Genomic DNA, 24,189 nt, shown 5'->3' with positions numbered 1-24,189 from the left:
TGGCCCGCGCCGGGACGACCGCGGGTCGTCCGGTGGTGGGCGGTTCGAGAGCCGGGGTGGGGACGAGCGGCGCGGTGAGCCGGTTCGCCGGCTGCCGATCGACGAGGACGTCACCGGGCAGGAGATCGACGGCGATGTCCGCCAGGAACTGATGAGCCTGCCGAAGACGCTCGCCGAGGACGTGGCCAAGAACCTCGTCATGGTGGCGCGGCTGCTCGACAGTGAGCCGGAGGAGGCCTACGCCTACTCCCGGGTCGCGCTGCGGCTGGCCTCGCGGGTCGCGGCGGTGCGGGAGGCGGCCGGGTTCGCGTCCTACGTCACCGAGCGCTACTCGGAGGCGCTGACCGAGTTCCGTGCCTCGCGTCGGATGACCGGGTCGGCGGAGCTGTGGCCGGTCATGGCCGACTGCGAGCGCGGTCTGGGCCGGCCGGAGCGGGCACTGGAGATGGCCGGCGCCCCTGAGGTGAAGCAGCTCGACAAGGCCGGGCAGATCGAGATGCGCCTGGTCGCGGCGGGTGCCCGCAGCGACATGGAGCAGTTCGACGCCGCCGTGGTGACGCTCGAGTGCCCCGAGCTGGGGTCCAACTCGGTGCAGCCGTGGACGGCCCGGCTGCGCTACGCCTACGCCGAGGCGCTGATCGGCGCCGGGCGTGAGGACGAGGCGCGCGATTGGTTCGCCAAGGCGGTCGAGGCCGACCAGGACGGCAGCACCAACGCGGCCGAGCGCCTGGCGCAGCTGGACGGCATCGAGTTCGTCGACACGCTCGACCCCGAGGTCGAGATCGACGACGAGGACGACGACGAGGACGAGTCCGGCATCGTGGTCGAGGTGGACGACGTGGACGACGAGGACGGTGACGCCCAGTTCGCCCAGGGCGACGGCGAGGACTACTACGAGGACGACGAGGAAGAGGACGAGGAGGAGGGCTTCAGCGGCCCGTCCGCCGAGCGTCCCTTCCTGGAGCCCGAGGACGAGCGCGACTGACGGTCCGACAACTGTGGCCCGGAACCAGGAAGTCTCTGGTTCCGGGCCACAGTTGTTTGCCGTATTTGCGTCTCCGATCCTTCAGCGCAGCAGGAGGCTGCGCAGGACCAGGCCGGTCGCCGGCTTGGGGCCGAACGAGGTGGACTTCCGGGGCATGGTGACGCCCTGCTCGGCCAGGCGGCGGACCACGCCCTCCTCGACCGGGTGCAGCAGCACCGCCGTTCCGCCGCCGCGCTCGGCCTCGCGGACGGCGGCCGCGGTGTCGTGCAGATAGCCGATGTGATCCGGGGCGTCGGGGACATGCCAGACCCGGTCCAGTAGGACCGAGTGCAGCACGGTGGCGTCCAGGCGGCGGTACTCCTCCGGGAGGTCGCCGGGGACGGCGGCGCGCAGGGTGGGCTCGTCCGGGCCGGTGACCAGGTGGAAGCCGCCGTCGCCGGCCAGGACGAAGGCGTTGAGCCCGGCGGCCTTGGCGGCCGCGAGGTCGGCCAGGGCGCTCTGCTGCGAGCCGTCCTTCAGCGGGGTGACCGACCAGGCCTCGCCGAGGGCCGCCAGCGCCCGGTCCACCGGGAGCTGGTGCAGCACCCGGTGGATGGCGCGGACCCGGAGCGGGTAGCGGGCGGTGTCGACCAGCAGGACCAGACCGCGGTCCCAGGGGCTGTTGGCCAGGTGCCGGTGCTCGCGCTGGAGCCGCAGGTACATGGCCCAGCGGTGGTGGCCGTCGGCGATCAGGGCGCGGCAGGTGGCCAGGTCGGTGCTGACCGCGGCCAGGTCGGCCGCGGCGGTGACGGACCAGAGCCGGTGGGTGGTGCCGTCCAGGGTGGTGGTGGTCAGCAGCGCGGGGCCGGACGCGGCGCGCTCGACCACGTCGGCGGCTCCGCCGTCGCCGCGGTAGGTGAGCAGCAGCGGCTCCAGGTTGGCCTTGGTGGTGCGCATCAAGCCGACCCGGTCGGCGACCGGCTGCGGCATCACGTCCTCGTGCGGGAGCACCACGCCGGCGCCCGGGTCGCTGAGCGCCAGGGCGCCGATCAGGCCGCGCTGCAGGGTGCCGCCGTCGGGGTCGCCGTCCTCGGCGGGCATCCGCTGCTCGTAGACGTAGAGGGCGGGGGCCGGATCGGGGACCAGTACGCCCGCGCGCTGCCAGTCCGCGAGCAGCCGGGCGGCCTGGCGGTAGCCGCTCTCCGCGGTGGGCTGCGGGCGGGGCAGGATCAGCCGGACGATGTTGTGCGAGTCGCCGGTCTCCAGGCGCAGCCGCCCGTCGGGGTCCACCACGTCGTAGGGCGGGGAGGTCACGGCGGCGAGGGAGCCGACCTTCGCCGGGTCGTAGCGCAGGCCCCGGAACGGGGCCAGCGACAGCCCGGCGGCCGCCACCCGTCCGGCATCACCCCAACCACGGGCATCATCACCGGAACGGAAATCTCCTGAGTCGTCTGCACTGACTGCTCTCACTCTGGGCATGTTAATCGGGTATGCCTGGTTGCCTGATCATCGGAGGGCGCGATGAGGGAACGTGCACGCAGCGACGAAGGTGCACCGAGCGGTGATGTCTACGAGTGGTTCCGGCGCGGTAGCGAGCTGCTGGCCGGGGGCCACCCCGGGGCGGCCCAGCAGTTGCTGGGCCGGGCCGCGGCGGCCGAGCCGGGTTCGGCGGCGATCCGGGAGTCGCTGGCCAGGGCGCAGTTCGACGCCGGTTCGTACGCCGCCGCGCTGGAGAGCTTCCGGGAGGTGGCGCTGGCCGACCCGTCCGACGACTACGCCCAGTTCGGCTGGGGCCTGGCGGCGGCGCGGACCGGGGACTTCGAGGAGTCGGCGGTGCATCTGGCGCTCGCGGTGGCAATGCGTCCGGACGCCGCCCACTACCGGGCCGCGCTGCGCCAGACCCGGGCGACCCTGAAGGCGCGGGCCGGGGGGTTCGGTACGGTCGGGGCAGAGCAGGAGCAGGACTTGCGGGACCAAGAGCATCACCAGGACGAGTAGGAAGACACCGATCCATGTCTGAGCACGCAGACCAGCCGCTGTACCGGGCCTATGACACGGCCCTGCTGGACCTGGACGGAGTCGTCTACGCGGGACCCCGGGCGATCGACCACGCGGTGGAGTCGCTCGCGGAGGCCCGCGCCGCCGGGATGCGGCTGGCCTTTGTGACCAACAACGCCTCGCGTACGCCGAACGCGGTCGCCGGGCATCTGACCGAGCTGGGCATCGCCGCCGAACCGGAGGACGTGATCACCTCGGCGCAGGCGGCGGCCCGGGTGGTCGCCGGGAAGGTGCCGGCGGGTTCCGCGGTGCTGGTGATCGGCGGCGATGGGCTGCTGGAGGCGGTGCGGGAGCGCGGCCTGCGCCCGGTGCGCTCGCTGGACGACGGGCCGGCCGCGGTGGTGCAGGGCTACGACCCCTCGGTCGGCTGGCAGCAGCTGGCCGAGGCCTCCTACGCCGTGGCCAGGGGCCTGCCGTGGGTGGCCTCCAACACCGACCTGACCATTCCGACCGCGCGCGGTACCGCGCCCGGGAACGGCACCCTGGTCGCGGCCGTGCGGACGGCCACGGGGGTGGAGCCGGAGGTGGCCGGGAAGCCGCTGCCGCCGATGCACCGGGAGACGGTGATCCGCACCGGCGCGAAGCGGCCGCTGGTGGTCGGGGACCGGCTGGACACCGACATCGAGGGCGCCTACAACGGCGGCGTCGACAGCCTGCTGGTGTTCACCGGCGTAAGCAGGCCGGAGGAGCTGCCGGAGGCCCCGGCCAAGTACCGGCCCACGTATCTGGCGGCGGACCTGCGCGGACTGCTGCGGGTGCAGCCGGAGCTCGGCGCCGGGGCGGGCGGCAGCTACCGCTGCGGTGGCTGGACGGTGGAACTGCTGGACGGCGCGCTGGAGTTCACCGGGCGCGGGGAGGACCGGTACGACGGGCTGCGGGCGCTGTGCGCGGCAGCCTGGGCGGCGGCGGACGCGCCGGGCGGCCAGACGCCCAAGTGGCGCGAGGCGCTGGCCGGGCTGGAGCTCTGAGGCCTGGAGCTCTGAGGCCTGGAGCTCTGAGGGCGGAGGCCGAGGCTGGGGGCCGGAGCCCGGTCGCTCAGAGCAGTTTGCGGAGCTGGAGCAGATCGCGGATGCCTGCCTCCAGCTTGACCCGGCCGGTGGCCCAGGCGGACGCGAAGTTCAGTCGGCCCCCGACCAGGGCGACCAGGTCGTCGCCGGCCATCGCCAGCCGGATCTGGGCCCGCCCGACCGGGCGGCCCGGCGCCTCGGTCACCTCGGTGATGCTGCCGTCCCGCAGCCGTCCCGAGAAGGTGATGTCCAGGTCGGTGATCCAGCAGGTCAGCGAGCGGTCCAGGGAGGCGGCGGCCCGGACGTCGCCTTCGGCCTTGCCGAGGTTGCGGCTGAGCTGGTCCAGTGCCGCGCGGCACTCGGCGGTGGTGGCCATGGTGCGCTGTGCTCCTGAGGTGCGGGATACGTGCTGGCTGCACCGACGCTACCGCAGCGCCGGATGGGCCGAGAGCCGGTGTCCGGGTGGGCGACCGGGGGTGTACAGGCGGTAGCGTCGGTGCAGGGCCTGTTGTTCTTCGTGGGTGTCGAGAGGAGTGCCGGATGCGCGACGTGGTGCGTGACTGCCTGAAGGCCGCGGCGGGGGCCGCCACCGGGGTCGTCGGGGTGGCCGAGGAGGTCCGGCGGCGGGCCGAGGGAGCGGCCAGGGAACTGCTGCAGCTGAGCGGGGTGCATCCCGACGAGCTGGTCGGCGTGGTCCGCTCGGAGGCGGACAAGGTGTGGAGCCGGCTCGGCGACGGGGTGGTCCAGGTGGGCGTGGTGCTGGAGTTCCTGGAGCAGCAGGTCCGGCATCTGCAGGGTGGCGAGGACGCGCCTGCGGCCGAGCCCGGGCAACCGCGGAGGGCGAAGCCGCGCGCGGAGCAGGCGTTCCCGGCGCCGCGGCCGGGATCCGCCGGTGCGCGACCGGTGCGCGTGGTCGTCGACGAGGATCTCCCGGTGGACGACGCCGCAGCGGCGGCGGCGCGCAGGCGCGCGGCCGTACCGGGGATGAAGAAGACCGCCGCACGGCGCGAGGCGCGGGTGCCTGCTGACGCGACACCCAAGCCGCCCAAGCCGCGCGCGGCCCGGAAGGCCCCCGCCCGAAAGCCCGCAGCTGCTGCGCCCGTCGAGCCCGAGCCGGCTGCGGAGCCGGTGACAGCGGCGGAACGGGCGGTCACCGGGCAGGCGCCGGCGAGGAAGACCGCTGCCGCGAAGACCGGGGCGAGGAAGGCGCCCGCCAAGAAGGCACCCGCTCGGAATCCGGCGGCAGCGGCGGAACCCGCGACGCAGGCGGAGCGGGCGGTCGCGGGACAGGCGCCGGCGAAGAAGACGGCAGCGAAGAAGGCCACTGCCACGAAGAGCACTGCTACGAAGAGCACTGCCAAGAAAGCCACCGCCAAGAAGGCCGTGGCGAAGAAGGCCGCAGCCGAAAAGTCTCCCGCGAAGAAGGCGACAGCCAAGAAGACCACCGCGAAGCGGACCCCGGCGGCCGGCGATGAGTGAGCCGCAGCCGCAGGGACCGCCGCAGCCCCAGGTGGTGGAGACGGGGCACGATGCCGTCGACGCCGCGTTGGCCGGGCTGGGGGAGGTGGGCGGGGTGCCGACCGAGGCGCACGCCGCGGTCTACGAGAGCGTGCACCAGGCCCTTCGTGACACCCTGAACGCGCTGGACACCGACCCGCTCGACACCGCAACGAACCGCAGGAGCTGAACCGTACGTGGCAGTCGCACGACGCCGTCTGGACGCAGAGCTGGTCCGCCGCAAGCTGGCCCGGTCGCGGGAGCACGCCAGCGAGCTGATCGCCGCCGGACGGGTCTCGGTGGGCGGGACGACGGCGACCAAACCGGCCACCCAGGTGGAGACCGCCGCCGCGGTGGTGGTCGCGAAGGACGACAACGACCCCGACTACGTCTCCCGGGGCGGCCACAAGCTGGCCGGGGCGCTGGCGGCGTTCGTGCCTGACGGACTGGCCGTCGAGGGCCGCCGCTGCCTGGACGCCGGCGCGTCCACCGGCGGGTTCACCGACGTGCTGCTGCGCGCCGGGGTGACCCGGGTGCTCGCGGTCGACGTCGGTTACGGCCAGCTGGCCTGGTCGCTGCAGAGCGACGACCGGGTGACCGTGATGGACCGGACCAATGTCCGCGAGCTCACCCTGGAACAGCTCGACGGGGAGCCGGTGGACCTGGTCGTCAGCGACCTCTCGTTCATCCCGCTCGGCCTGGTGCTGCCCGCGCTGGCGCGCTGCACGGCGCCCGAGGGCGATCTGGTGCTGATGGTGAAGCCGCAGTTCGAGGTCGGCAAGGAGCGGCTCGGCAGCGGCGGGGTGGTCCGCAGCCCGCAGCTGCGCCAGGAGATGATCGAGAAGGTGGCCGCGCAGGCGGCCGAGCAGGGGCTGGGCGTGCGCGGGGTGACCGCGAGCCCGTTGCCCGGGCCCTCCGGCAATGTCGAGTACTTCCTGTGGTTCCGCCGGGACGCCCCGCCGCTGGACCCGGCGGACGCCCGCCGGGCCGTGGAGCAGGGCCCCCAGTAGCGGAAGGCCGAAGCAGAGCGCCCCGGCGCGGTCACTCGGCCCTGGCCAGATCCGGCACCGGCAGTGGTGCCGAGGCGGCGGCCGGGCTGCGCGGGGCCTCGCGGTGCGGGACGTAGATGGACCGTTCGGCGATCAGGAAGCGCACCGCGAACGATGCCGCCAGGGTCAGCGCGGTGGCCGGGAGCACGCCCATCCCCAGGGCGCTCACCAGCAGGGCCAGCAGTGGGATGCGCAGCAGAAGATCGGCGTTGCCGAGCGCCCAGAACCTGGCCGTGCGGCTGGCCCAGTGCCGGTGCCGCCGACTCCGGAAGACGGTGGCCTCCAGCAGCGCGAAGTTCCAGGCCAGGGCGGCCTGATTGGCCAACACCTCGGCCGGTAGATAGTGCATGTGAGTGCCCGTCAGAAACCGCAGCAGACCCAGGTTGGGCAGCACTCCGCTCAGCCCGATCAGGGCGAAGGCCAGGGCGCGCCCGCCCGGGGTGGAGAACCGCAGGCCGGTGAGGTGCCGCAGAAAGCGCAGACCCTCGCGGAGTGAGGACTTGGACTCGCCGGCGAAGCGTTCGCCGAACCGGTACGGCACCTCGGCGACCCGGCGCGGTCGGGATCTGACGGCGAGTTCGAGAAGGATCTTGTAGCCCAGCGGCCGCAGTTCGGCGGGGTCCACGGCGGCGGTCCGCAGGGCGAAGAAGCCGCTCATCGGGTCGCTGATGCCCTGCAGTTCCAGCGGGAAGACCCCCTTGGCCAGCAGGGTGGAGGCAGCCGAGACCGCGACCCGGTAGCGGTCGGCCAGGCCCTGCCTGCTGCCGCCGTCCAGGTAGCGGCTGGCCACCACCAGATCGGCGCGCTCGCTGCGGCCGGTGCGGACCAGTTCCGGGACCAGGTCCGGCGGATGCTGCAGGTCGGCGTCCATCACGACGGCCCAGTCGCCGCCCCAGGCGCCCCCGTTCTCGCAGACCTGGCGCAGGCCGGCCACGATGGCGCCGCCGAGGCCGCCCTCGGGGACGTCGCGGTGCAGCACGGTGATGGGCAGCGGGCAGACGGCGGACGCCTCGGTGAGCAGCCGGGCGGTGTCGTCGCTGCCGTCGTCGACGAACAGCAGCCGGGGCGCGGGGGCGTCCCCCGGCCGGTCGGCCGGGAGCAGGGCGGCGACCAGGCGGAGCAGCAGCTCGGGAACGTTCTCCTGTTCGTTGAAGGTCGGGATGAGCACGGTGAAGGCGGGGGTGTCGGACGCCATGGGAATGGACCCTTCCGGAGAGGTCAGGAGGACTTGTCGATCTTTCTGATCTGGATCAGGTCGGTCCCGCTGCCGAAGGAGGCGATGACGGTGGAGTGGGTGAGCGCGTCCTCCACGGTGGGCAGGCTGTCGGGGTTCTGCCGGAGGGTGGGGGTGGAGACGATGTAGTCCAGGCTGCGCCATCCCTTGGGGAAGCCGTGGGCGACCGCGGGGTCGAGGTCGACCTTGTAGAACCAGATGACGCCGGTGCCGGGCTTGAAGCCGTCGTGGACCAGGTCCAGCCACATCGCGTCGTCCACCACGATCCGGGTCGCCGCCGGGTCGGGGATCTCGGCGCGGATCCACCGCACCGCCCGGTCGTACTGGGAGTTGGCGTCGGCGGTGACCGCGGTGCGGTCGCCCTGGTACCAGTGCGGGACGACATAGCCGGCGGCCAGGACGGCGGCCACAGCCACCACCGCCCAGCGCAGCGGGAGCAGGTCGGCCCGGGGGAGGGCGTGCAGTGCGGTGCGGGCCAGGACCTGGGCGGTGGCGGCGATGCACAGGGCCAGGAACGGCAGCACCTGGATGACGTACATCGCGGGGAGGTAGCCCGCGCCCGGGCGGACCGCGACGGCGGTGAACAGCAGCACGGCGAGGGCCGGGGCGCGCAGCTGCCGGGAGGCGAACATGGCGACGGCGGCCACCAGCCCGGCGACGATCAGCACATGGTCGTAGTAGAGCCAGGAGTTCAGGGTCTGGTTTGAGCCTGTTCCCGAGGTCAGCAGCGACCCGGAGCCGGACCGGCCCAGTTGGAAGGCGATGCCGCCCCAGAGCGAGACATGCCCGGTGCCCGGCAGCAGTTCGTTCTTCAGCAGTGCGTACAGCGGGTACTGGGCGACGGTGAGGCAGAACGCGGCGCCGAAACCGACCAGCGAGAACTTGCGGGTGCTGCGGTCGCTGCGCTGCGCCAGCAGCAGCACCAGCGCGGGCACCGCCACCAGCATGGTCTCCTTGGACAGCACCGCGGCCCCGGCCGCCAGGCCGGCGCTGATGTGGTGCCACAGGTGCCTGCGCGGCGAGGCCGCCAGGACCAGCGCGGCCAGCATCCACAGCACGGCGAAGTTGTCCAGGAACAGCTCCCGCTGCAGACCCACGGACAGCGGCGAGAGGCCGGACAGCAGCACCCCGAGCCCGGCTGCCCAGCGGGTCAGCCCGAGCCGCCGGGCCAGGGTGAACAGCAGTAGGCAGCAGGCCGCGGTGACCGGGACCATCACCACCCGCATCTCCGCGGTGAACAGGTGCGCGGAGGAGCTGAACAGGCCGGGCAGCCAGGACAGCAGGGCGATCTGCACCCAGCCGAGCGGGGGGTGGTCGTACCAGTAGGTGTAGGGAGCCAGACCGTGCCAGTGCTGGACGGACCAGGCCTGGGCGAGATAGGTGCCCTCGTCGTCGCTGACGGTCGGGTAGCCGGTGATGTTCCAGGCCTGCACCACGAGGACCGGCAGGGTGACCGCCAGCGCGGTCCACAGGTCCCACCGTCGTCGCGGCGGTGCGGTAGGGGCGGGGACCTCGGTGTCGGCGACGCCGGCGAGGGTGTCCAGAACGGTGGTCATGGGGCCGCCTTTCGTTGTTCGGGTCCGCTCGTCATCAGGGGCAGGAACGGCTACGCGGCATCGGTGAGGTGCGCGCCGACGTGCCGGGTGAGCTCCCAGCCGCGCTGTCCGCGGCCCTCGCGCCATACCGCGCGCAGCGCCGCCGCGGCCAGCACGACCTGGTAGAAGGGGCCGCCCGCGATCAACTTGACGTAGTGCCAGGGCCGCACCCGCAGCCCGTACTGCAGCCCGAAGTCGTGCAGCGCCACCGCCTCGAAGGCGAAGGTCGCCAGGGTCGGCACCACCGGGAGGAAGGAGACCAGCGCAACCGAGACCCGCAGGTGCCCGAACAGCGCCAGCGCCACGTCCAGCGGGATGACCACGCCGGAGAAGGCCTGCAGGAACGGGGTGCTGAGGGTCCAGCGGGCCAGCAGCCGCTGCCGGACGGTGGACAGCTGCTTCCAGTCCTTCTTCCGGTAGACCTGCAGGAAGCCCTGGTTCCACCGGGTGCGCTGGCGCAGCAGCCCGTAGAGGGTGTCCGGGGTCTCCTCGCGGGTCACCATCGCCGAGTCGTAGGCCACGACGACCTTCGCGCCCTGGGAGGAGAGCCGGACGCCGAGGTCGCAGTCCTCGGCAAGGCACTGCTCGTCCCAGCCGCCGGCCCGGCGCAGCACTTCGGTGCGGACGAACACGGTGTTGCCGCCGAGCGGGATGAAGCCGTGGCTGGCGTGCAGGTGCAGCCGGCTGCGGAACCAGAAGAAGTACTCCAGGCAGTTGCGCAGGCTGTACCAGCTGGAGTGGAAGTTGATCAGCTGTACTCCGCCCTGCACCACGTCGGCGTCGCCGCGGAAGGCGTGGTCGACGTGGGAGAGCAGGTCGGGGTGGACGTGGTCCTCGGCGTCGAAGACCCCCACCACCCGGCCCCGGCAGTGCGGCAGCGCCGAGTTCAGCGCCTTGGGCTTGTTCTTGACCTGGTGGGTGTCGGTCACCACCCGGACCCGGTCGGGGTGCTCCCCGGCGAGGCGGGCGGCGACCTCGGCGGTCTCCGGGTCGTCGTGGCCGACGATCACCAGGACCTCGTAGTCGGGGTACTCCGACTCCAGGAGTCGCCCGATGGTGTGCCGGAGCACCCCCTGCTCGTGCCGGGCCGGGACGAGCAGGGAGAAGGAGAGGCTGTGCGCGCCGTCGCTGGGGACGAAACGGGTGCCTTCGAGTATTTCGGGTGTGCGCCAGGCATGCAGCATCCACCAGAGGGTGGCTGCGGACATGCCGAAAAGGACAGTGGACACGAGCAGCATGAAAACAGAACTGAACATTCGCTTCCCCCCGGAATTCCGGATTTACCGGTACGGCCAGTAGAGCGCAGTCGGTGTGACCGCGCCGGGTGAAATCGAGGCTTTTACGGATCGGCTACCGGGCCGAAACATCGGCCAACTGTTTCAGGTCATGGGCGATGTCCGAAACCGTTGTTTCCGGGCTCCAGACGAATTGCGCGGTGCCGTCCCGGCCGAAGACCAGGGTCTGGGTGCCGTGCTCGACGGTGCGGGTGCCCGCCGCGTCCTCGCTGGGCGGCTGCGCCGGGACGCCGAGCGCGAGGGCGTCCCGGTCGACCTCGGCGACCGGACCGCTGAGGCCGACGAAGCCGGGGTCGAAGTGGGCGAGCCAGCCGCGCAGCACCCCGGCGGTGTCATGGGCCGGGTCCAGGGTCACGAACAGCGTGGTGACCCGGTCGCGGACGGATGCCGGGAGCTCCCGCAGGGCGGCGGCGATGTCCGCCATCGTGGTGGGGCACTCGTCGGGGCAGGCGGTGTAGCCGAAGAAGAGGGTGACGATGCGTCCGGCCGCGCGGGTGCTGGGCCGGTAGGGCGCGCCGGTGGTGTCGGTGAGTTCGAACGTCGGCAGGGCGACGGCGGGTTCGATCCGGATGCCGTAGTAGGGCCAGGCGGCGGAGGGCGCGGCTGGAGCGGTGGCGACCGTTACCAGGCCCTCACCGGTGGTGCCCTGACGGATCGTCGGGGGACCGGCGGACGCGCAGGCGGTGAGCAGGGCGCAGCCGGCGACGAGGGCCAGGCCCTCACGTATGCGTGCGGTCGCCGGGGCCACAGGCCGTTCCGTCCTTGTTGCTGTCCAGGTGCTGCCGGTCGGTGCCGTGGACCTTCAGCGGGCCGAAGCCGTGCGCGGCCAGCCAGGCGCAGCGCTCGGCGGTGGTGCTGCCCGCGACCGTCCAGGGCACGCACTGGTTGACGGTGCCGTAGTCGTGGTCGCAGCCGTCGACATTGGCCGGGACCGGCACCCTGGACGGGCCGGTGCCGTTGCGGACGGTCCTGCCGCCGCTGCCCCCGGGCTGAGGGACGTGGACGGCCGGCGGGCCCGTGGTCAGCGGGACGGCCAGGTGGCGGACGTGGTGCCCGGCGGCGTCGGCGCCGCCCTGGAGGCCGAGGACGGCCGCGGTCGCGGCGGCCGGGGCGCCGAGGCCGAGCAGGATGCGCTTGAGTCGACGTGTCATGTCAGATGCACCCAGGTGGCCACGGAGGGGACGCCGTCGGCGTCGGTGACGAAGAGCATGTACCAGCCCGGTGGGGCGAGGTTCGGGTTGCCGGTGACGTTCAGGCTCAGGGTGTTGCCGTTGGCCGTGACCGGCAGGGCGACATAGCGCTGGTTGGGGTCGGAGGAGTGGGTCACCGCGGCGGGCCGGATCAGTTCGGCGGTGCCGACGGCCCGGTCGACGGTGACGGTCTGGGTCGAGCCGTAGCCCCACTCGGTCAAGCCGATCGAGGTGATCTGCGGTCTGGCCCCGTCGAACAGGTAGGGCGGCGAGTAGACCGAGACCCGCAGGTCGAACGTGCCGTCGCCGGGGTTGTCGCCGATCGCCATGACCCGGCCGTCCGGCAGCAGGAAGGCCGAGGAGTGGTAGGTCCGCGGCACCTGGTCGGCGGCGACCGGGGTGAAGGTGTTGGCGACCGGGTCGTACATCGAGGCCTCGTAGACCGGGTCCTCGCGGTCGTGCAGGCCGCCGCCGGCCTCCAGCACCTTGCCGTCGGGCAGCACCACCAGCGAGACGTACATCTTGCCCTGGGCGCCGGTCTCGGCCGCGCCGCCGGTCAGCGTCCCTTGCGGCAGCGGCGGTCCTGCGGTGTAGGCCGGGGTGGCCGCGGAGAGGTCGATCAGGTCTGTGTCGCGGTTGGCGTCGACATCGGTGTTCACATTGCCGCCGCCGACCGTCAGCACCTCCTGGTTCTGTGCCGGGGGCAGGAGCACCGACATCGACTGGTCCCGGTTGTCCTTGTCCTGCAGCCCGCTGACCGAAGTGATGGTGTTGGTCGTGTAGTTGTAGAGGTCGGCCCCGGTTCCGGCGATGTTGTTCCCGAAGACGTGGCTGCCGGTGTAGAAGAGCGAGCCGTCCTGACGCAGGATCATCGCCGGGTACAGGCCCCAGTAGGACCAGGTCTGGTTGACCTGGTTCAGCGGCAGCCAGGAGTCGCTCGCTGCCGAGAAGTACTCGGCGGTCACCGAGCCGGTGGAGTCGGCCCTGAGTCCGCCGAAGGCGAGCACGTCGCCGCTGCCCAGCTCGGTGGCGGAGGGGTACCAGTGGCCGTCGTTGAGGTTGTCGACCTTGACGTAGGTGTCGGTGTCCGGGTCGAAGAGGTACGAGGAGTTGAGGCCCTCGTAGCCGTGGCTGCCGTTGGCGGCGGGGTAGGCGGCGTTGCCGCCGAGGATCAGCACCTTGCCGTCGGCCAGTTGGACGTGCCCGGAGCAGAACATGTCCGATGGGGTGGGGATCACCTGGAAGGTCTCGGCCACCGGGTCGTAGACCGCCGAGGTGAAGGTGCCGGCCGCGAAGGCGTCCGGATCGTTGCCGGAGCCGGCCACCATCAGCACCTTGCCGTTCTTCAGCAGCACCACGTGGATGGAGCGGACCGGCGAGTTGAACGGCAGCGTCTGCCAGACGCCCGCGGTGCAGGCGGTCCCGGCGCTGCAGCCGGTGCCGGTCACCGCGGCGGTGGCGTCGTACATCGTGTAGTCGTCGGTGATCAGCGTGCCGACGCCGTAGATGGAGACGCCCCAGGTCACCATGTCGGTGTCGGCCGGGATCGCCGGGGTCTCCACGCTGGTCTGCGCGTAGGCGGCGGACACCGGCAGGGTCTTCAGGTCGGTCCAGTACTGCCAGCCGTTCCGGGTGTCGTGCCGGAACACGGTGACCACCGAGTCCGGCGTGCTGGTCATGTACGACAGGCCGAGCAGGTACTGGTGGCCGGGGGTGACCGCCGGGGCGCAGGAGCTGTTCTCGCTCATCATCGCCTTGCGGTCGCCGGAGCCGGCCGCGGTCATGGTGATCTGCATGGCACGGGCGCCGGTGCTGGACTGACCGCTGACCGAGAAGGCGGCGGTGTTGCTGCCCCAGCCGGACTGCTCCCAGCAGACCGGCCAATTGCCGGACCCCAACTGCTCGAAGCCGGGATTCACGACCAGATTGGCCGACGCGTGCGCTGAACGTGCGTCGGCGAGACCGAGCCCGAGTATCAGCGCCAGCGTCGACAACAATGCGGTGAGCTTTCCCCGCATATGGAGAGAACGGGAATGGAGACGCATTTCGGCCATACCAGCCCCCCGGCCAGGAAACGGGATCCCCCTCGGCTCCCACCGGAAGCGTAAGGCCGAGCAATCGCCCCGGCGCGGGCGCGCGACGTTTCTACTCCGCGAATTAACACCCGGGATACAGCGGCCTTCGCAAGCCAGCACGATTGTCAATGCGAGGGGCTGCCGGGGCCGGGCTTCCAGGTGGGGCGGGGGACACCGGGTAAGGTCAGGTCACTGCACTTGACCGCGACTTGCCCGTTATCGAGGGGGAGCGCCGACCGGGCCGAGGACGTCCCGTCGGGCGCCGGAGGTTCAGATGAGCGACCGTACGGTCTTCCTGCTTGCGCACACCGGCCGCGAGGAGGCGCTGCAGAGCGTCGAGTGCCTGGTGGAGGGGTTGTCCGCGGCCGGGATCAGGATCCGGGTGCTGGCCGAGGAGGCGCCCGACATGGGCTATCCGGCCCAGGTGGAGATGGTGGCCGGCGGTCCGGGCGCGGCCAAGGGCTGCGAGCTGGTGCTGGTCCTCGGCGGTGACGGGACGCTGCTGCGCGGGGCTGAGCTGTCGCGGGAGTCCGGGGTGCCGATGCTCGGTGTGAACCTCGGCCGGGTCGGCTTCCTGGCCGAGGCCGAGCGCGACGACCTGCAGAAGGTGGTCGAGCGGGTGGTGGACAGCGACTACGCGGTCGAGGAGCGGATGACCCTGGACGTGGTCGTTCGAACGGACGGCCGAGTGGTGCACACCGACTGGGCGCTCAACGAGGCCTCTGTGGAGAAGGCATCCCGCGAACGCATGATCGAGGTGGTGACCGAGGTGGACGGGCGCCCGGTGTCCACCTTCGGCTGCGACGGCGTGGTCTGCGCCACGCCCACCGGATCGACCGCCTATGCCTTCTCGGCGGGCGGCCCGGTGGTGTGGCCGGAGGTGGAGGCGCTGCTGATGGTGCCGATCAGCGCCCATGCCCTGTTCGCCAAGCCGCTGGTGACCTCGCCGCACTCGGTGCTGGCCGTCGAGGTGCAGGCGAAGACGCCCAACGGGGTGCTCTGGTGCGACGGGCGGCGCACCGTGGAGCTCCCGGCCGGGGCCCGGGTGGAGGTCCGGCGGGGCGCGATCCCGGTCCGGCTGGCCCGGCTGCACCGCGCCCCCTTCACCGACCGGCTGGTCGCCAAGTTCGCGCTGCCGGTGACCGGTTGGCGTGGCGCGGCCCAGCGCTGACGGTGGCGGCCCGATGAACGACGTGCTCCCCGCTTCGCCCGGCCGGACAGGCGCTAGGCTCAGGGCCAGCCCGTCATGGGATCGGTGTACGGACGTGGACGGGAGCACGGGCTCCCCAGGATTTTCCCCAGAGGGGCCAGTGAGCGCTCACCGAGAGGACAAGGTGCAGGTCAACGGCGTAGAGCGGCCTCGTCTGGAAGAGATGCGGATACGGTCGCTGGGCGTGATCGAGGACGCCGTGGTGGAGTTGTCGCCCGGATTCACCGTGGTCACCGGTGAGACCGGGGCGGGCAAGACCATGGTGGTCACCAGCCTGGGGCTGCTCCTCGGCGGCAAGGCCGACCCGGCCCTGGTCCGCAACGGCGCCGAGCGGGCGGTGGTGGAGGGGCGGGTCGCCGACGCGGACGGTTCGCCGGCCGCCCGGCGCGCGGTGGAGGCCGGCGCGGAGCTGGACGACGGCGCGCTGCTGATCAGCCGCACCGTCTCGGCGGAGGGGCGGTCCCGGGCCCATGTCGGCGGCCGCTCGGTCCCGCTGGGGCTGCTGTCCTCCCTGGGCGAGGACCTGATCGCGGTGCACGGCCAGACCGACCAGCAGCGGCTGCTGCAGCCCGCGCGGCAGCGCGGCGCGCTGGACCGCTACGCCGGCGACCCGGTGGCGCTGCCGCTGGCCGAGTACCAGACCGCATTCCGCAGGCTGCGCGACGTGACCGGGCAGTTGGACGAGCTGACCACCCGGGCCAGGGAACGGGCCCAGGAGGCCGACCTGCTGCGCTTCGGCCTGGACGAGGTCGCCGCCGCCGAACCGCTGGCCGGCGAGGACCTGGAGCTGGCGGCCGAGTCCGAGCGGCTCGGCCACGCCGACGCGCTGTCCTCCGCCGCCAACCAGGCCCACGCCGCGCTGGCCGGTGAGCCGGCCGACCCCGACGCGATGGACGCCGGGACGCTGCTGGCGCAGGCCCGGCGGGCGATGGAGTCGGTACGCGGCCACGACCCCCGGCTGGCGGCGCTCGCCGACCGGCTCGGCGAGGTCGGCTACCTGCTCGGCGACATCGCCGGCGACCTGGCCGGCTACGCGGACGACCTGGATGCCGACCCGGCCCGGCTGGCCGCCGTCGAGGAGCGCAGAGCGGTGCTGGCGCACCTGGTGCGCAAGTACGCCACGAGCGGCCCCGAGGGGGGCCTCGCCGAGGTGCTGGACTGGGCCGAGGCGGCGGCCGAACGGCTCACCGAGCTGGACGGCGACGACGACACCATCGGCGCGCTGGAGGAGGAGCAGGAGGCGCTGCGCGGCATCGTCTCCGCGCTCGCCGCGCAGCTCACCGAGGCCCGCAGGACCGCTGCCGACGACTTCGCCAAGGCCGTCACCGCCGAGCTGACCGAGCTGGCCATGCCGCACGCCAGGGTCAGCTTCGGGATCACCCCCGCCGCCGACTTCGGCCCCTACGGCGTGGACGAGGTGGAGGTGCTGCTGGCACCGCACCCCGGCGCCCCGCCGCGTCCCATCGCCAAGGGCGCCTCCGGCGGCGAGCTGTCCCGGGTGATGCTGGCGGTCGAGGTGGTGTTCGCCGGCGCCGACCCGGTGCCGACCTACCTGTTCGACGAGGTCGACGCCGGGGTCGGCGGCAAGGCCGCGGTCGAGGTGGGCCGGCGGCTGGCCAGGCTGGCCCGGACCTCGCAGGTCATCGTGGTGACCCACCTGCCGCAGGTGGCCGCCTTCGCGGACCGGCACCTGGTGGTGGAGAAGACCGTCGACGGCACCGTCACCCGCAGCGGGGTCACCACCCTCAGCGATGTCGAACGGGTCAGGGAGCTGTCCCGGATGCTGGCCGGCCTTGAGGACTCGGAGCTCGGCCGTGCGCATGCGGAGGAGCTGCTGGAGGCCGCCCGCAGTTCGGCGCGCGACTAGAAGGTGCCCGCAGGGCGTCCGTCCGGCGACACGCCGCCGAACGGGTGAGCGCCGGGTCGTGACGATCGTCGCAGAGCCGTGTCGGGGCCGTGGCCGACTGTCCAAGACCCCTTCCGAGCTGGCATCGTGGTCCCGCGGCGGCCACCCGCGGGCCCGTCCGCCCCGCCCCCATCCGACCGAGCAGGAGACGACGCTGACCGTGGAGCACACCACTGCAGCCCCCACCGGCCAACTGCATGCCGTCCTGGTACTGGCAGGGGGTTCCGGCGGCATCGGTGCGCATGTGCGCTCGCTGGCCCAGGGGCTCAGCGCGCACGGCCTGGAGGTCACCGTGTGCGGCCCGGCCGAGACCGACGAGCGCTACGGCTTCTCCGGCTCGGGCGCCCGGTTCCAGCCGGTCGAGATCACGCCCACACCTGGCCCCCGTACCGACGCGGCCGCTGTGGGCGAGCTGAGGCGGGCCTTCGCCCGCGCCTCGCTGGTGCACGCCCACGGGCTGCGGGCGGCGCTGCTGTCGGACCTGGCGCTGCGTACGGCGCGGGCCGGGACCCCGCTGGTGGTCACCTCGCACCACGCCAACCTCGCCACCGGGGTGGAGCGCAGGCTGCTGCGGCTGATGGAGCGTCGGGTCGCCAAGAACGCGGACCTGATCCTGGGCGCCTCCTCCGACCTGGTGGCCCGGGCCCGCAGTCTCGGCGCGGCCGACGCGCGGCTGGGCCCGGTGGCGGCACCGCCGCTGGCCGCCCCCGCGGGGGGTGCCGCGGAGCGTAGCCGGGAGGCGGTGCGCAAGGAGCTGCTGGGCGGCAAGGAGCGGCAGGACCGGCCGGTGGTGCTGGCGGTGGGGCGGCTGGTCCCGCAGAAGAACTTCCACCTGCTGCTGGACGCGGCCTCGGGCTGGCGCGGCGGGGAGGAGCCGCTGCTGCTGATCGCGGGGGAGGGGCCCGAGCACGGGGCGCTGCGCGGGCGGATCAAGTCGGAGAAGCTGCGGGCGAGGCTGCTGGGGCAGCGCTCGGACGTACGGGAGCTGCTGCTCGCGGCGGACCTGGTGGTGATCTCCTCCCGCTGGGAGGCGCGGTCGCTGGTGGCCCAGGAGGCGCTGCGGGCGGGGGTGCCGCTGGTCGCGACCGCGGTCGGCGGACTGCCCGAGCTGGTCGGGGACGCCGCCGTGCTGGTCCCTCCGGGGGATCCGACTGCTCTGGCCGCGGCGGTGTCGGCGGTGCTCGCCGACGACGACCGCAGGGCGGCTCTCGCGGAGGCGGGGGTGGCGCAGGCGGAGACGTGGCCGGACGAGGCGGCTACTGTGGCACAAGTTTTGAGCGTGTACGACGAATTGACGGGGGAGCGGTAGGCGGTTCGCCCTACGTGGGTGCTTGGCTGGTCGCGCAGTTCCCGCGCCCCTGCGGGGCTGCAACTGAACCGCTGTGGGCAAGTTGCACCTGCCCGGGGGCGCGGGGAACTGCGCGACCAGCCGACTACGGTCCGCAGCCGAAGAACCGTCAGAACACCCCGGTCAAAGGGTGACGGTCAAGGTGATGGCGCCGGAGGCGTCGGTGGTGACCCGGATGCTGTCGAGGTCCGGGACGGACACGGTCGCGCCGTAGCCGGCTGTGGCGGGGCCGATGCCGATGACCTGCATGCCGGCCGCCAGGCCCGCGCGGGTGCCGGCTTCGGAGTCCTCGAGGACGATGCAGTCCCGGGGGTCGATGCCGAGCAGCCTCGCGCCGAGGAGGAAGCCCTCGGGGTCGGGCTTGCTGCGGGTGACGTGTTCGGCGGTGACCGCGACCGACGGGACGGTCAGCCCCGCGGCGCCCATGCGGGCCCGGGCCAGGGCGTCGTCGGCCGAGGTGACCAGGGCGTGCGGGAGGCCGGCCAGTGCGGCGAGGAACGCGGGGGCGCCGGCGATCGGGACGACGCCCTCGGTGTCCTCGGTCTCCCGGGCCAGCATCTCGGCGTTCTCGGCGTGGTTGACCTCCATCGGCCGGTCCGGCAGCAGGATCGCCATGCTGGCGAACCCCTGGCGGCCGTGGACGACCTCCAGCACCCGGTCGCCGTCCAGCCCCTGCTTGGCCGCCCAGGCGCGCCACACCCGCTCCACCGCCGGTCCGGAGTCGACCAGGGTCCCGTCCATGTCGAGCAGCAGCGCACGGGCGGTCAGCATCACGGTCTCGGCAATGGGGGCAGGCATGGCACTCCTCTGGCGGAACCGACTTTGTTCCTCAAGCATACAAAGAGGGGGGCCTCATCTGGCGGGCAGCCCTCCGGTGGCGTTCAGTCGCAGGGCGGTGTCGATCAGCGGGACGTGGCTGAAGGCCTGCGGGAAGTTGCCGACCTGCCGCTGCAGCCGGGGGTCCCACTCCTCGGCGAGCAGGCCCACGTCGTTGCGGATCGCCAGCAGCCGCTCGAACAGGTCCCGTGCCTCGCCGACCCGGCCGATCATCGCCAGGTCGTCGGCCAGCCAGAACGAGCAGGCCAGGAACGCCCCTTCGTCGCCGGGCAGGCCGTCCACGCCCTCGTCGCCGCCGCTGGTGGGGTAGCGGAGCACGAAGCCGTCGGGGGTCAGCAGCTCGCGCTGGATCGCCTCGATGGTGCCGATCACCCGCTTGTCGTCCGGCGGCAGGAAGTTGACCTGGGGGATCAGCAGCAGCGAGGCGTCCAGCTCCTTGGAGCCGTAGGACTGGGTGAAGGTGTTGCGCTCGGGGTCGAAGCCGTGCTCGCAGACGTCCTCGTGGATGTCGTCGCGCAGCTGGCGCCAGCGCTCCAGCGGGCCCTCGTGCGGGGTCTCCTCCAGCATCCGGATGGTGCGGTCCACCGCCACCCAGGCCATCACCTTGGAGTGGACGAAGTGCCGACGGGGGCCGCGCACCTCCCAGATGCCCTCGTCCGGCTCGCGCCAGTGCTGCTCCAGGTAGCTGATCAGGCGCAGCTGCAGCAGATGGGCGTGGTCGTTGCGGACCAGGCCGGTCATATGGGCCAGGTGCAGCGCCTCGACGACCTCGCCGTAGACGTCCAGCTGGAGCTGTTCGGCGGCGGTGTTGCCGATCCGGACCGGGGTGGAGCCCTCATAGCCGGGGAGCCAGTCCAGCGAGGCCTCGGTGAGCTCCCGCTCGCCCGCGATCCCGTACATGATCTGCAGGTTCTCCGGGTCCCCGGCCACCGCCCTGAGCAGCCACTCGCGCCAGGCGCGGGCCTCGTCGCGGTAGCCGGTGCGCAGCAGCGAGGAGAGCGTGATGGTGGCGTCCCGCAGCCACGTGAAGCGGTAGTCCCAGTTGCGGACGCCGCCGATGTCCTCGGGCAGCGAGGTGGTGGGAGCCGCGACGATGCCGCCGGTGGGGGCGTAGGTGAGGCCCTTGAGGGTCACCAGCGAGCGGACCACGGCCTCCCGGTAGGGGCCCTGGTAGGTGCACTGGGAGACCCAGTCCTGCCAGAACTCCTCGGTGGTGGCCAGCGCCTCCTCGGCGTCCGGCTGGTCGGGGGCGCCCAGGTGGGAGGGCTGCCAGGTGAGGGCGAAGGCGATCCGCTGGCCTGCGGCGACGGTGAAGTCGGCGTAGGTGGTGAGGTTGCGGCCGTAGGTCTCGGCCTCGCCGTCCAGCCACACCGAGTCGGGCCCGGCCACGGCGACGGTGCGGACGCTCCCGCCGTCCTCGACCTTGTGGACCCAGGGGACCACCCGGCCGTAGGAGAAGCGCATCCGCAGCGCCGAGCGCATCCGCACCCGGCCGCTGACGCCCTCGACGATGCGGATCATCTGCGGGACCGCGCCGCGTTCGGGCAGCCCGCGCGGGGGCATGAAGTCGATCACCCGGACGGTGCCGCGCGGGGTGTCCCATTCCTGCTCCAGGACCAGCGAGTCGCCCCGGTAGCGGCGCCGGGTGGCCGGCGCGGCGGGGGCGGCCGCGGTCGCCGGCAGCGCGCGGAACTCGCCGCTCTCGGTGAAGTCCGGCAGGCCCTTGGGCGCGGCCGTCTGCGGGCGTCCGATCGGGTCGGCCGGGCCGATCCGCCAGAAACCGTGCTCGTCGGTGCCGAGCAGGCCGGCGAAGACGGCCGGGGAGTCGAAGCGGGGCAGGCACAGCCAGTCGACCGAACCGTCCCGGCTGACGAGGGCGGCGGTCTGCATGTCGCCGATGAGGGCGTAGTCCTCGATGCGAGCGGCCACGTGGATCTCCAGTTCGCGAGATGAACTCGGCAGCGCTGATGCGGGGTTAGAGAGGCACAAGGGGTGTGAGCGCCCGGGTCTGCCGTCGATCCGTCAGGTGCTGTGGTGCCCCTGGGATCTGTGGGGTTCCTGCTGGAGGAACGCGTCCGTGCAGGATACGACGCCGAAAGGGATGGGTGTGAACACCAGAGATCTTGGCGCGCCGCTGGGAGGGTCGGGGAACGCGATCAAGCCACGGCGCTGATAGGCTGGTACCCCGTGGACTGGTGCTAGGCACCGCCGCCAACCCGCTCCTCAGCATCGCTCGGGGCGGAACGCAGGGTCCGGTCGACACCTGCGAAGACGCAACCACGGGAGCCCCCTCTTGGCACAGCCCCACGCCGTTAGTCATTCCAGCGGCAGCAGCCGGAACAACACGACGACCAAGCACATCTTCGTCACCGGGGGCGTCGCCTCCTCGCTCGGCAAGGGGCTCAGCGCCTCCAGCCTCGGGGCTCTGCTGAAGGCGCGTGGACTGCGGGTCACCATGCAGAAGCTGGACCCGTACCTGAACGTCGACCCCGGCACCATGAACCCGTTCCAGCACGGCGAGGTCTTCGTCACCGACGACGGCGCCGAGACGGACCTGGACGTCGGCCACTACGAGCGCTTCCTGGACACCAACCTGCACGGCTCGGCCAATGTGACCACCGGGCAGGTGTACTCCACCGTCATCGCCAAGGAGCGCCGCGGCGAGTACCTGGGCGACACCGTCCAGGTCATCCCGCACATCACCAACGAGATCAAGTCCCGGATCCGGCGGATGGCGACCGAGGACGTGGACGTGGTGATCACCGAGGTCGGCGGCACCGTCGGCGACATCGAGTCGCTGCCCTTCCTGGAGGCCGTCCGCCAGGTGCGGCACGAGGTCGGCCGGGACAACGTCTTCTTCGTGCACGTCTCGCTGCTGCCCTACATCGGCCCGTCCGGCGAGCTCAAGACCAAGCCGACGCAGCACTCGGTGGCGGCGCTGCGCAACATCGGCATCCAGCCCGACGCGATCGTGCTGCGCGCCGACCGCGAGGTGCCGCAGGCGATCAAGCGCAAGATCTCGCTGATGTGCGACGTCGACGAGGAGGCCGTGGTCGCGGCGATCGACGCCAAGTCGATCTACGACATCCCCAAGGTGCTGCACAGCGAGGGCCTGGACGCGTACGTCGTCCGCCGGCTCGACCTGGCCTTCCGCGATGTCGACTGGACCGTCTGGGACGATCTGCTGCGGCGGGTGCACGAGCCCGAGCACGTGGTGAAGGTCGCGCTGGTCGGCAAGTACATCGACCTGCCGGACGCCTACCTGTCGGTGACCGAGGCGCTGCGGGCCGGCGGGTTCGCCAACAAGGCCAAGGTCGAGATCAAGTGGGTCACCTCCGACGACTGCAGGACGCCCGAGGGCGCGGAGGAGCAGCTCGGCGACGTGGACGCGATCTGCATCCCGGGCGGCTTCGGCGACCGGGGCGTGGACGGCAAGGTCGCCGCGATCACCTACGGCCGTGAGAAGCAGATCCCGCTGCTGGGGCTGTGCCTGGGGCTGCAGTGCGTGGTCATCGAGGCGGCGCGGAACCTGGCGGGGCTGGCCGACGCCAACTCCACCGAGTTCGAGCCGGCGGCGCAGAACCCGGTGATCTCGACCATGGCCGAGCAGCTGGAGATCGTCGACGGCAAGGGGGACCTGGGCGGCACCATGCGGCTCGGGCTCTACCCGGCGAAGCTCGCCGAGGGGTCCATCGTCCGCGAGGTGTACGGCGACGAGCCGTACGTGGAGGAGCGGCACCGGCACCGCTACGAGGTCAACAACTCGTACCGCGGCGAGCTGGAGAAGGCGGGGCTGGTCTTCTCCGGGCTGTCGCCCAAGGGCGACCTGGTGGAGTACGTGGAGTACCCCCGCGACGTGCACCCCTACCTGGTCGCCACCCAGGCCCACCCGGAGCTCAAGTCCCGCCCCACGCGTCCGCACCCGCTCTTCGCGGGGCTCGTCGCGGCAGCGGTGAAGCGCCAGGCCGCCAACGGCGAGTAACCCACAGGGGCGCGGGGGCCGTATCGCGTACGGGACCGCGTACGGACCCAGGGGGCGCGGGGCTCTGCTCGATCAACTGCGCGCGCGACCAGCCCTCTACGGAGGTGCATGGTCGGCAGCGCACGTAGTTGGTCAAGCAGAGCCCCGCGCCCCTTCTGGTTGCGTGGCCGGCCAGGTGCGCAGGTTTCCCCGCGCCCCTTTCTGGTTGCATGGCTGACGTAGGTTTCAAGCAGACCGTGGAGGGTGGCTATGGCGCGGCGCGAGGCGATTGCGGACAGTCCGGAGGAGTGGCCGGTGACGGCCTCGCGGCTGTCGTTCCACGGGAGGGTCTGGGACATCAGGACGGATGAGGTCGTGATGCCCGACGGCGCCACCGCCGCGCGGGACTACCAGCAGCACCCCGGCGCCGTCGGGGTCCTCGCCCTCGACGAGTCGCGCCGGGTGCTGCTGGTGCGGCAGTACCGCCACCCGGTGCGCCAGCGGCTCTGGGAGCTGCCGGCCGGCCTGCTGGACGTTCCGGGGGAGAACCCCCTGCACGCGGCGCAGCGGGAGCTGTACGAGGAGGCGCACACCAAGGCCGGCGAGTGGCGCACGCTGATCGACTTCTACAGCTCTCCCGGCGGGTCGTCCGAAGCCCTGCGGATCTTCCTGGCCAGGGACCTGGCCGAGGCCGACGGCGAACGCTTCCAGGCCGAGCACGAGGAGCTGGACCTCCAGGTAGACCGGGTCGACCTGGACGAGCTGGTGCGGCTGGTCCTCGCGGGCGACCTGCACAACGGCGCGCTGGTGTCCGCCGTCCTCGCGGCCAAGGTCGCGCTGGACACCGAGGTGTTCGGGGAGGCGGGCCGGTACGGCCTGCGCCCCGCCGAAGCCCCTTGGCCCGCGCGCCCGTTCGAGTGATCGGCGTACTGAGTTGTTGACGGCGGGGCGCAGCTGCGGAGC

The 24,189-nt window shown here is 72.4% G+C and carries 19 protein-coding genes and 1 pseudogene; 11 read left to right on the top strand and 9 right to left on the bottom strand.

Features of this window, described 5'->3' with window-relative positions:
* Positions 1-151 precede the first annotated feature (151 nt).
* Positions 152-985: a tetratricopeptide repeat protein gene (locus tag TR46_RS20400; RefSeq protein ID WP_042403251.1), complete on the top strand. Its 834-nt coding sequence runs from the start codon at positions 152-154 to the stop codon at positions 983-985.
* Between the two features lie 81 nt (positions 986-1,066).
* On the opposite strand, the gene TR46_RS20395 is transcribed toward TR46_RS20400, so the two are convergent.
* Complete coding sequence (locus tag TR46_RS20395) at positions 1,067-2,356, bottom strand: DUF1015 family protein (protein WP_042403249.1); 1,290 nt, start codon at positions 2,354-2,356, stop codon at positions 1,067-1,069.
* A 129-nt stretch (positions 2,357-2,485) separates the two neighbouring features.
* On the opposite strand from TR46_RS20395, the gene TR46_RS20390 reads away from it, so the two are divergent.
* The gene (locus TR46_RS20390) at positions 2,486-2,962 is read left to right on the top strand and encodes a tetratricopeptide repeat protein (RefSeq protein WP_042403247.1); all 477 of its coding nucleotides are present in this window, start codon (positions 2,486-2,488) and stop codon (positions 2,960-2,962) included.
* Between the two features lie 14 nt (positions 2,963-2,976).
* Positions 2,977-3,990 (top strand): HAD-IIA family hydrolase, encoded by a 1,014-nt coding sequence (locus TR46_RS20385; protein ID WP_042403245.1) that lies wholly within the window; start codon positions 2,977-2,979, stop codon positions 3,988-3,990.
* A gap of 67 nt (positions 3,991-4,057) precedes the next feature.
* On the opposite strand, the gene TR46_RS20380 is transcribed toward TR46_RS20385, so the two are convergent.
* Positions 4,058-4,405, bottom strand: coding sequence for a sterol-binding protein (locus TR46_RS20380; RefSeq protein ID WP_042403244.1), 348 nt, complete (start codon positions 4,403-4,405; stop codon positions 4,058-4,060).
* Positions 4,406-4,569: 164 nt separating this feature from the next.
* Between TR46_RS20380 and TR46_RS43560 the strand changes: the two genes are divergently transcribed.
* The 3 genes from TR46_RS43560 to TR46_RS20365 are packed head-to-tail and all read left to right on the top strand — an operon-like array spanning position 4,570 to position 6,536.
* Positions 4,570-5,508: a hypothetical protein gene (locus TR46_RS43560; RefSeq protein WP_052432949.1), complete on the top strand. Its 939-nt coding sequence runs from the start codon at positions 4,570-4,572 to the stop codon at positions 5,506-5,508.
* Positions 5,501-5,716 (top strand): hypothetical protein, encoded by a 216-nt coding sequence (locus tag TR46_RS41210; protein ID WP_042403242.1) that lies wholly within the window; start codon positions 5,501-5,503, stop codon positions 5,714-5,716. Before TR46_RS43560 ends, TR46_RS41210 begins: the two co-directional genes overlap by 8 nt.
* A 7-nt stretch (positions 5,717-5,723) precedes the next feature.
* Complete coding sequence (locus TR46_RS20365) at positions 5,724-6,536, top strand: TlyA family RNA methyltransferase (RefSeq protein ID WP_042403240.1); 813 nt, start codon at positions 5,724-5,726, stop codon at positions 6,534-6,536.
* 31 nt (positions 6,537-6,567) lie between these two features.
* On the opposite strand, the gene TR46_RS20360 is transcribed toward TR46_RS20365, so the two are convergent.
* The 5 genes and pseudogenes from TR46_RS20360 to TR46_RS20335 form a co-directional block, all read right to left on the bottom strand.
* Positions 6,568-7,770 carry a glycosyltransferase gene (locus TR46_RS20360; protein ID WP_063770637.1) on the bottom strand — a complete coding sequence of 401 codons (1,203 nt, stop codon included), beginning with the start codon at positions 7,768-7,770 and terminating at the stop codon, positions 6,568-6,570.
* A gap of 23 nt (positions 7,771-7,793) precedes the next feature.
* Complete coding sequence (locus tag TR46_RS20355) at positions 7,794-9,365, bottom strand: ArnT family glycosyltransferase (RefSeq protein ID WP_084718757.1); 1,572 nt, start codon at positions 9,363-9,365, stop codon at positions 7,794-7,796.
* A 50-nt stretch (positions 9,366-9,415) separates the two neighbouring features.
* Positions 9,416-10,660, bottom strand: a complete 1,245-nt coding sequence (locus tag TR46_RS20350) for a glycosyltransferase (RefSeq protein WP_042403238.1) — start codon at positions 10,658-10,660, stop codon at positions 9,416-9,418.
* A gap of 94 nt (positions 10,661-10,754) precedes the next feature.
* Complete coding sequence (locus TR46_RS20345) at positions 10,755-11,447, bottom strand: SCO family protein (protein WP_052432948.1); 693 nt, start codon at positions 11,445-11,447, stop codon at positions 10,755-10,757.
* A pseudogene (locus TR46_RS20335) lies at positions 11,419-13,907 on the bottom strand (galactose oxidase early set domain-containing protein). Before TR46_RS20335 ends, TR46_RS20345 begins: the two are co-directional and overlap by 29 nt.
* Positions 13,908-14,238: 331 nt before the next feature.
* Here TR46_RS20335 and TR46_RS20330 point away from each other — a divergent pair.
* The 3 genes from TR46_RS20330 to TR46_RS20320 all read left to right on the top strand — a co-directional run bounded on the left by TR46_RS20330 (position 14,239) and on the right by TR46_RS20320 (position 18,389).
* Positions 14,239-15,135 (top strand): NAD kinase, encoded by an 897-nt coding sequence (locus TR46_RS20330; protein ID WP_042403235.1) that lies wholly within the window; start codon positions 14,239-14,241, stop codon positions 15,133-15,135.
* Between the two features lie 202 nt (positions 15,136-15,337).
* Positions 15,338-17,041 (top strand): DNA repair protein RecN, encoded by a 1,704-nt coding sequence (gene recN / locus TR46_RS20325; RefSeq protein ID WP_042403233.1) that lies wholly within the window; start codon positions 15,338-15,340, stop codon positions 17,039-17,041.
* A 199-nt stretch (positions 17,042-17,240) separates the two neighbouring features.
* Positions 17,241-18,389, top strand: a complete 1,149-nt coding sequence (locus tag TR46_RS20320) for a glycosyltransferase family 4 protein (protein ID WP_042403232.1) — start codon at positions 17,241-17,243, stop codon at positions 18,387-18,389.
* Positions 18,390-18,551: 162 nt separating this feature from the next.
* Here TR46_RS20320 and TR46_RS20315 read toward each other — a convergent pair whose 3' ends face one another.
* Both TR46_RS20315 and TR46_RS20310 read right to left on the bottom strand, forming a co-directional pair.
* Positions 18,552-19,226: an HAD-IA family hydrolase gene (locus TR46_RS20315; RefSeq protein ID WP_042403231.1), complete on the bottom strand. Its 675-nt coding sequence runs from the start codon at positions 19,224-19,226 to the stop codon at positions 18,552-18,554.
* Positions 19,227-19,280: 54 nt separating this feature from the next.
* Positions 19,281-21,194, bottom strand: a complete 1,914-nt coding sequence (locus TR46_RS20310; RefSeq protein WP_042403230.1) for a glycoside hydrolase family 15 protein — start codon at positions 21,192-21,194, stop codon at positions 19,281-19,283.
* A 364-nt stretch (positions 21,195-21,558) separates the two neighbouring features.
* Here TR46_RS20310 and pyrG point away from each other — a divergent pair, with 364 nt between their 5' ends.
* Both pyrG and TR46_RS20300 read left to right on the top strand, forming a co-directional pair.
* Positions 21,559-23,247 carry a CTP synthase gene (pyrG, locus tag TR46_RS20305; protein WP_174505136.1) on the top strand — a complete coding sequence of 563 codons (1,689 nt, stop codon included), beginning with the start codon at positions 21,559-21,561 and terminating at the stop codon, positions 23,245-23,247.
* 249 nt (positions 23,248-23,496) lie between these two features.
* On the top strand, positions 23,497-24,147 hold the full coding sequence (locus TR46_RS20300; RefSeq protein WP_042403229.1) for an NUDIX domain-containing protein: 651 nt from the start codon (positions 23,497-23,499) through the stop codon (positions 24,145-24,147).
* Positions 24,148-24,189 lie beyond the last annotated feature (42 nt).

Source organism: Streptacidiphilus carbonis, assembly GCF_000787775.1.
Classification (GTDB): Bacteria; Actinomycetota; Actinomycetes; order Streptomycetales; family Streptomycetaceae; genus Streptacidiphilus; species Streptacidiphilus carbonis.
Note: the sequence above shows the minus strand (reverse complement) of the source record. Positions and strands in the feature narration are given on the sequence as shown.

Coding starts and splice junctions, on each gene's coding strand:
- TR46_RS20385 (WP_042403245.1), top strand. CDS start 2,977: ATGTCTGAGCACGCAGACCAGCCGCTGTACCGGGCCTATGACACGGCC.
- TR46_RS20315 (WP_042403231.1), bottom strand. CDS start 19,226: ATGCCTGCCCCCATTGCCGAGACCGTGATGCTGACCGCCCGTGCGCTG.
- TR46_RS20330 (WP_042403235.1), top strand. CDS start 14,239: ATGAGCGACCGTACGGTCTTCCTGCTTGCGCACACCGGCCGCGAGGAG.
- TR46_RS20350 (WP_042403238.1), bottom strand. CDS start 10,660: ATGTTCAGTTCTGTTTTCATGCTGCTCGTGTCCACTGTCCTTTTCGGC.
- TR46_RS20390 (WP_042403247.1), top strand. CDS start 2,486: ATGAGGGAACGTGCACGCAGCGACGAAGGTGCACCGAGCGGTGATGTC.
- TR46_RS41210 (WP_042403242.1), top strand. CDS start 5,501: ATGAGTGAGCCGCAGCCGCAGGGACCGCCGCAGCCCCAGGTGGTGGAG.
- TR46_RS20360 (WP_063770637.1), bottom strand. CDS start 7,770: ATGGCGTCCGACACCCCCGCCTTCACCGTGCTCATCCCGACCTTCAAC.
- TR46_RS20380 (WP_042403244.1), bottom strand. CDS start 4,405: ATGGCCACCACCGCCGAGTGCCGCGCGGCACTGGACCAGCTCAGCCGC.
- TR46_RS43560 (WP_052432949.1), top strand. CDS start 4,570: ATGCGCGACGTGGTGCGTGACTGCCTGAAGGCCGCGGCGGGGGCCGCC.
- TR46_RS20300 (WP_042403229.1), top strand. CDS start 23,497: ATGGCGCGGCGCGAGGCGATTGCGGACAGTCCGGAGGAGTGGCCGGTG.
- TR46_RS20400 (WP_042403251.1), top strand. CDS start 152: ATGAGCCTGCCGAAGACGCTCGCCGAGGACGTGGCCAAGAACCTCGTC.
- recN (WP_042403233.1), top strand. CDS start 15,338: ATGCGGATACGGTCGCTGGGCGTGATCGAGGACGCCGTGGTGGAGTTG.
- TR46_RS20355 (WP_084718757.1), bottom strand. CDS start 9,365: ATGACCACCGTTCTGGACACCCTCGCCGGCGTCGCCGACACCGAGGTC.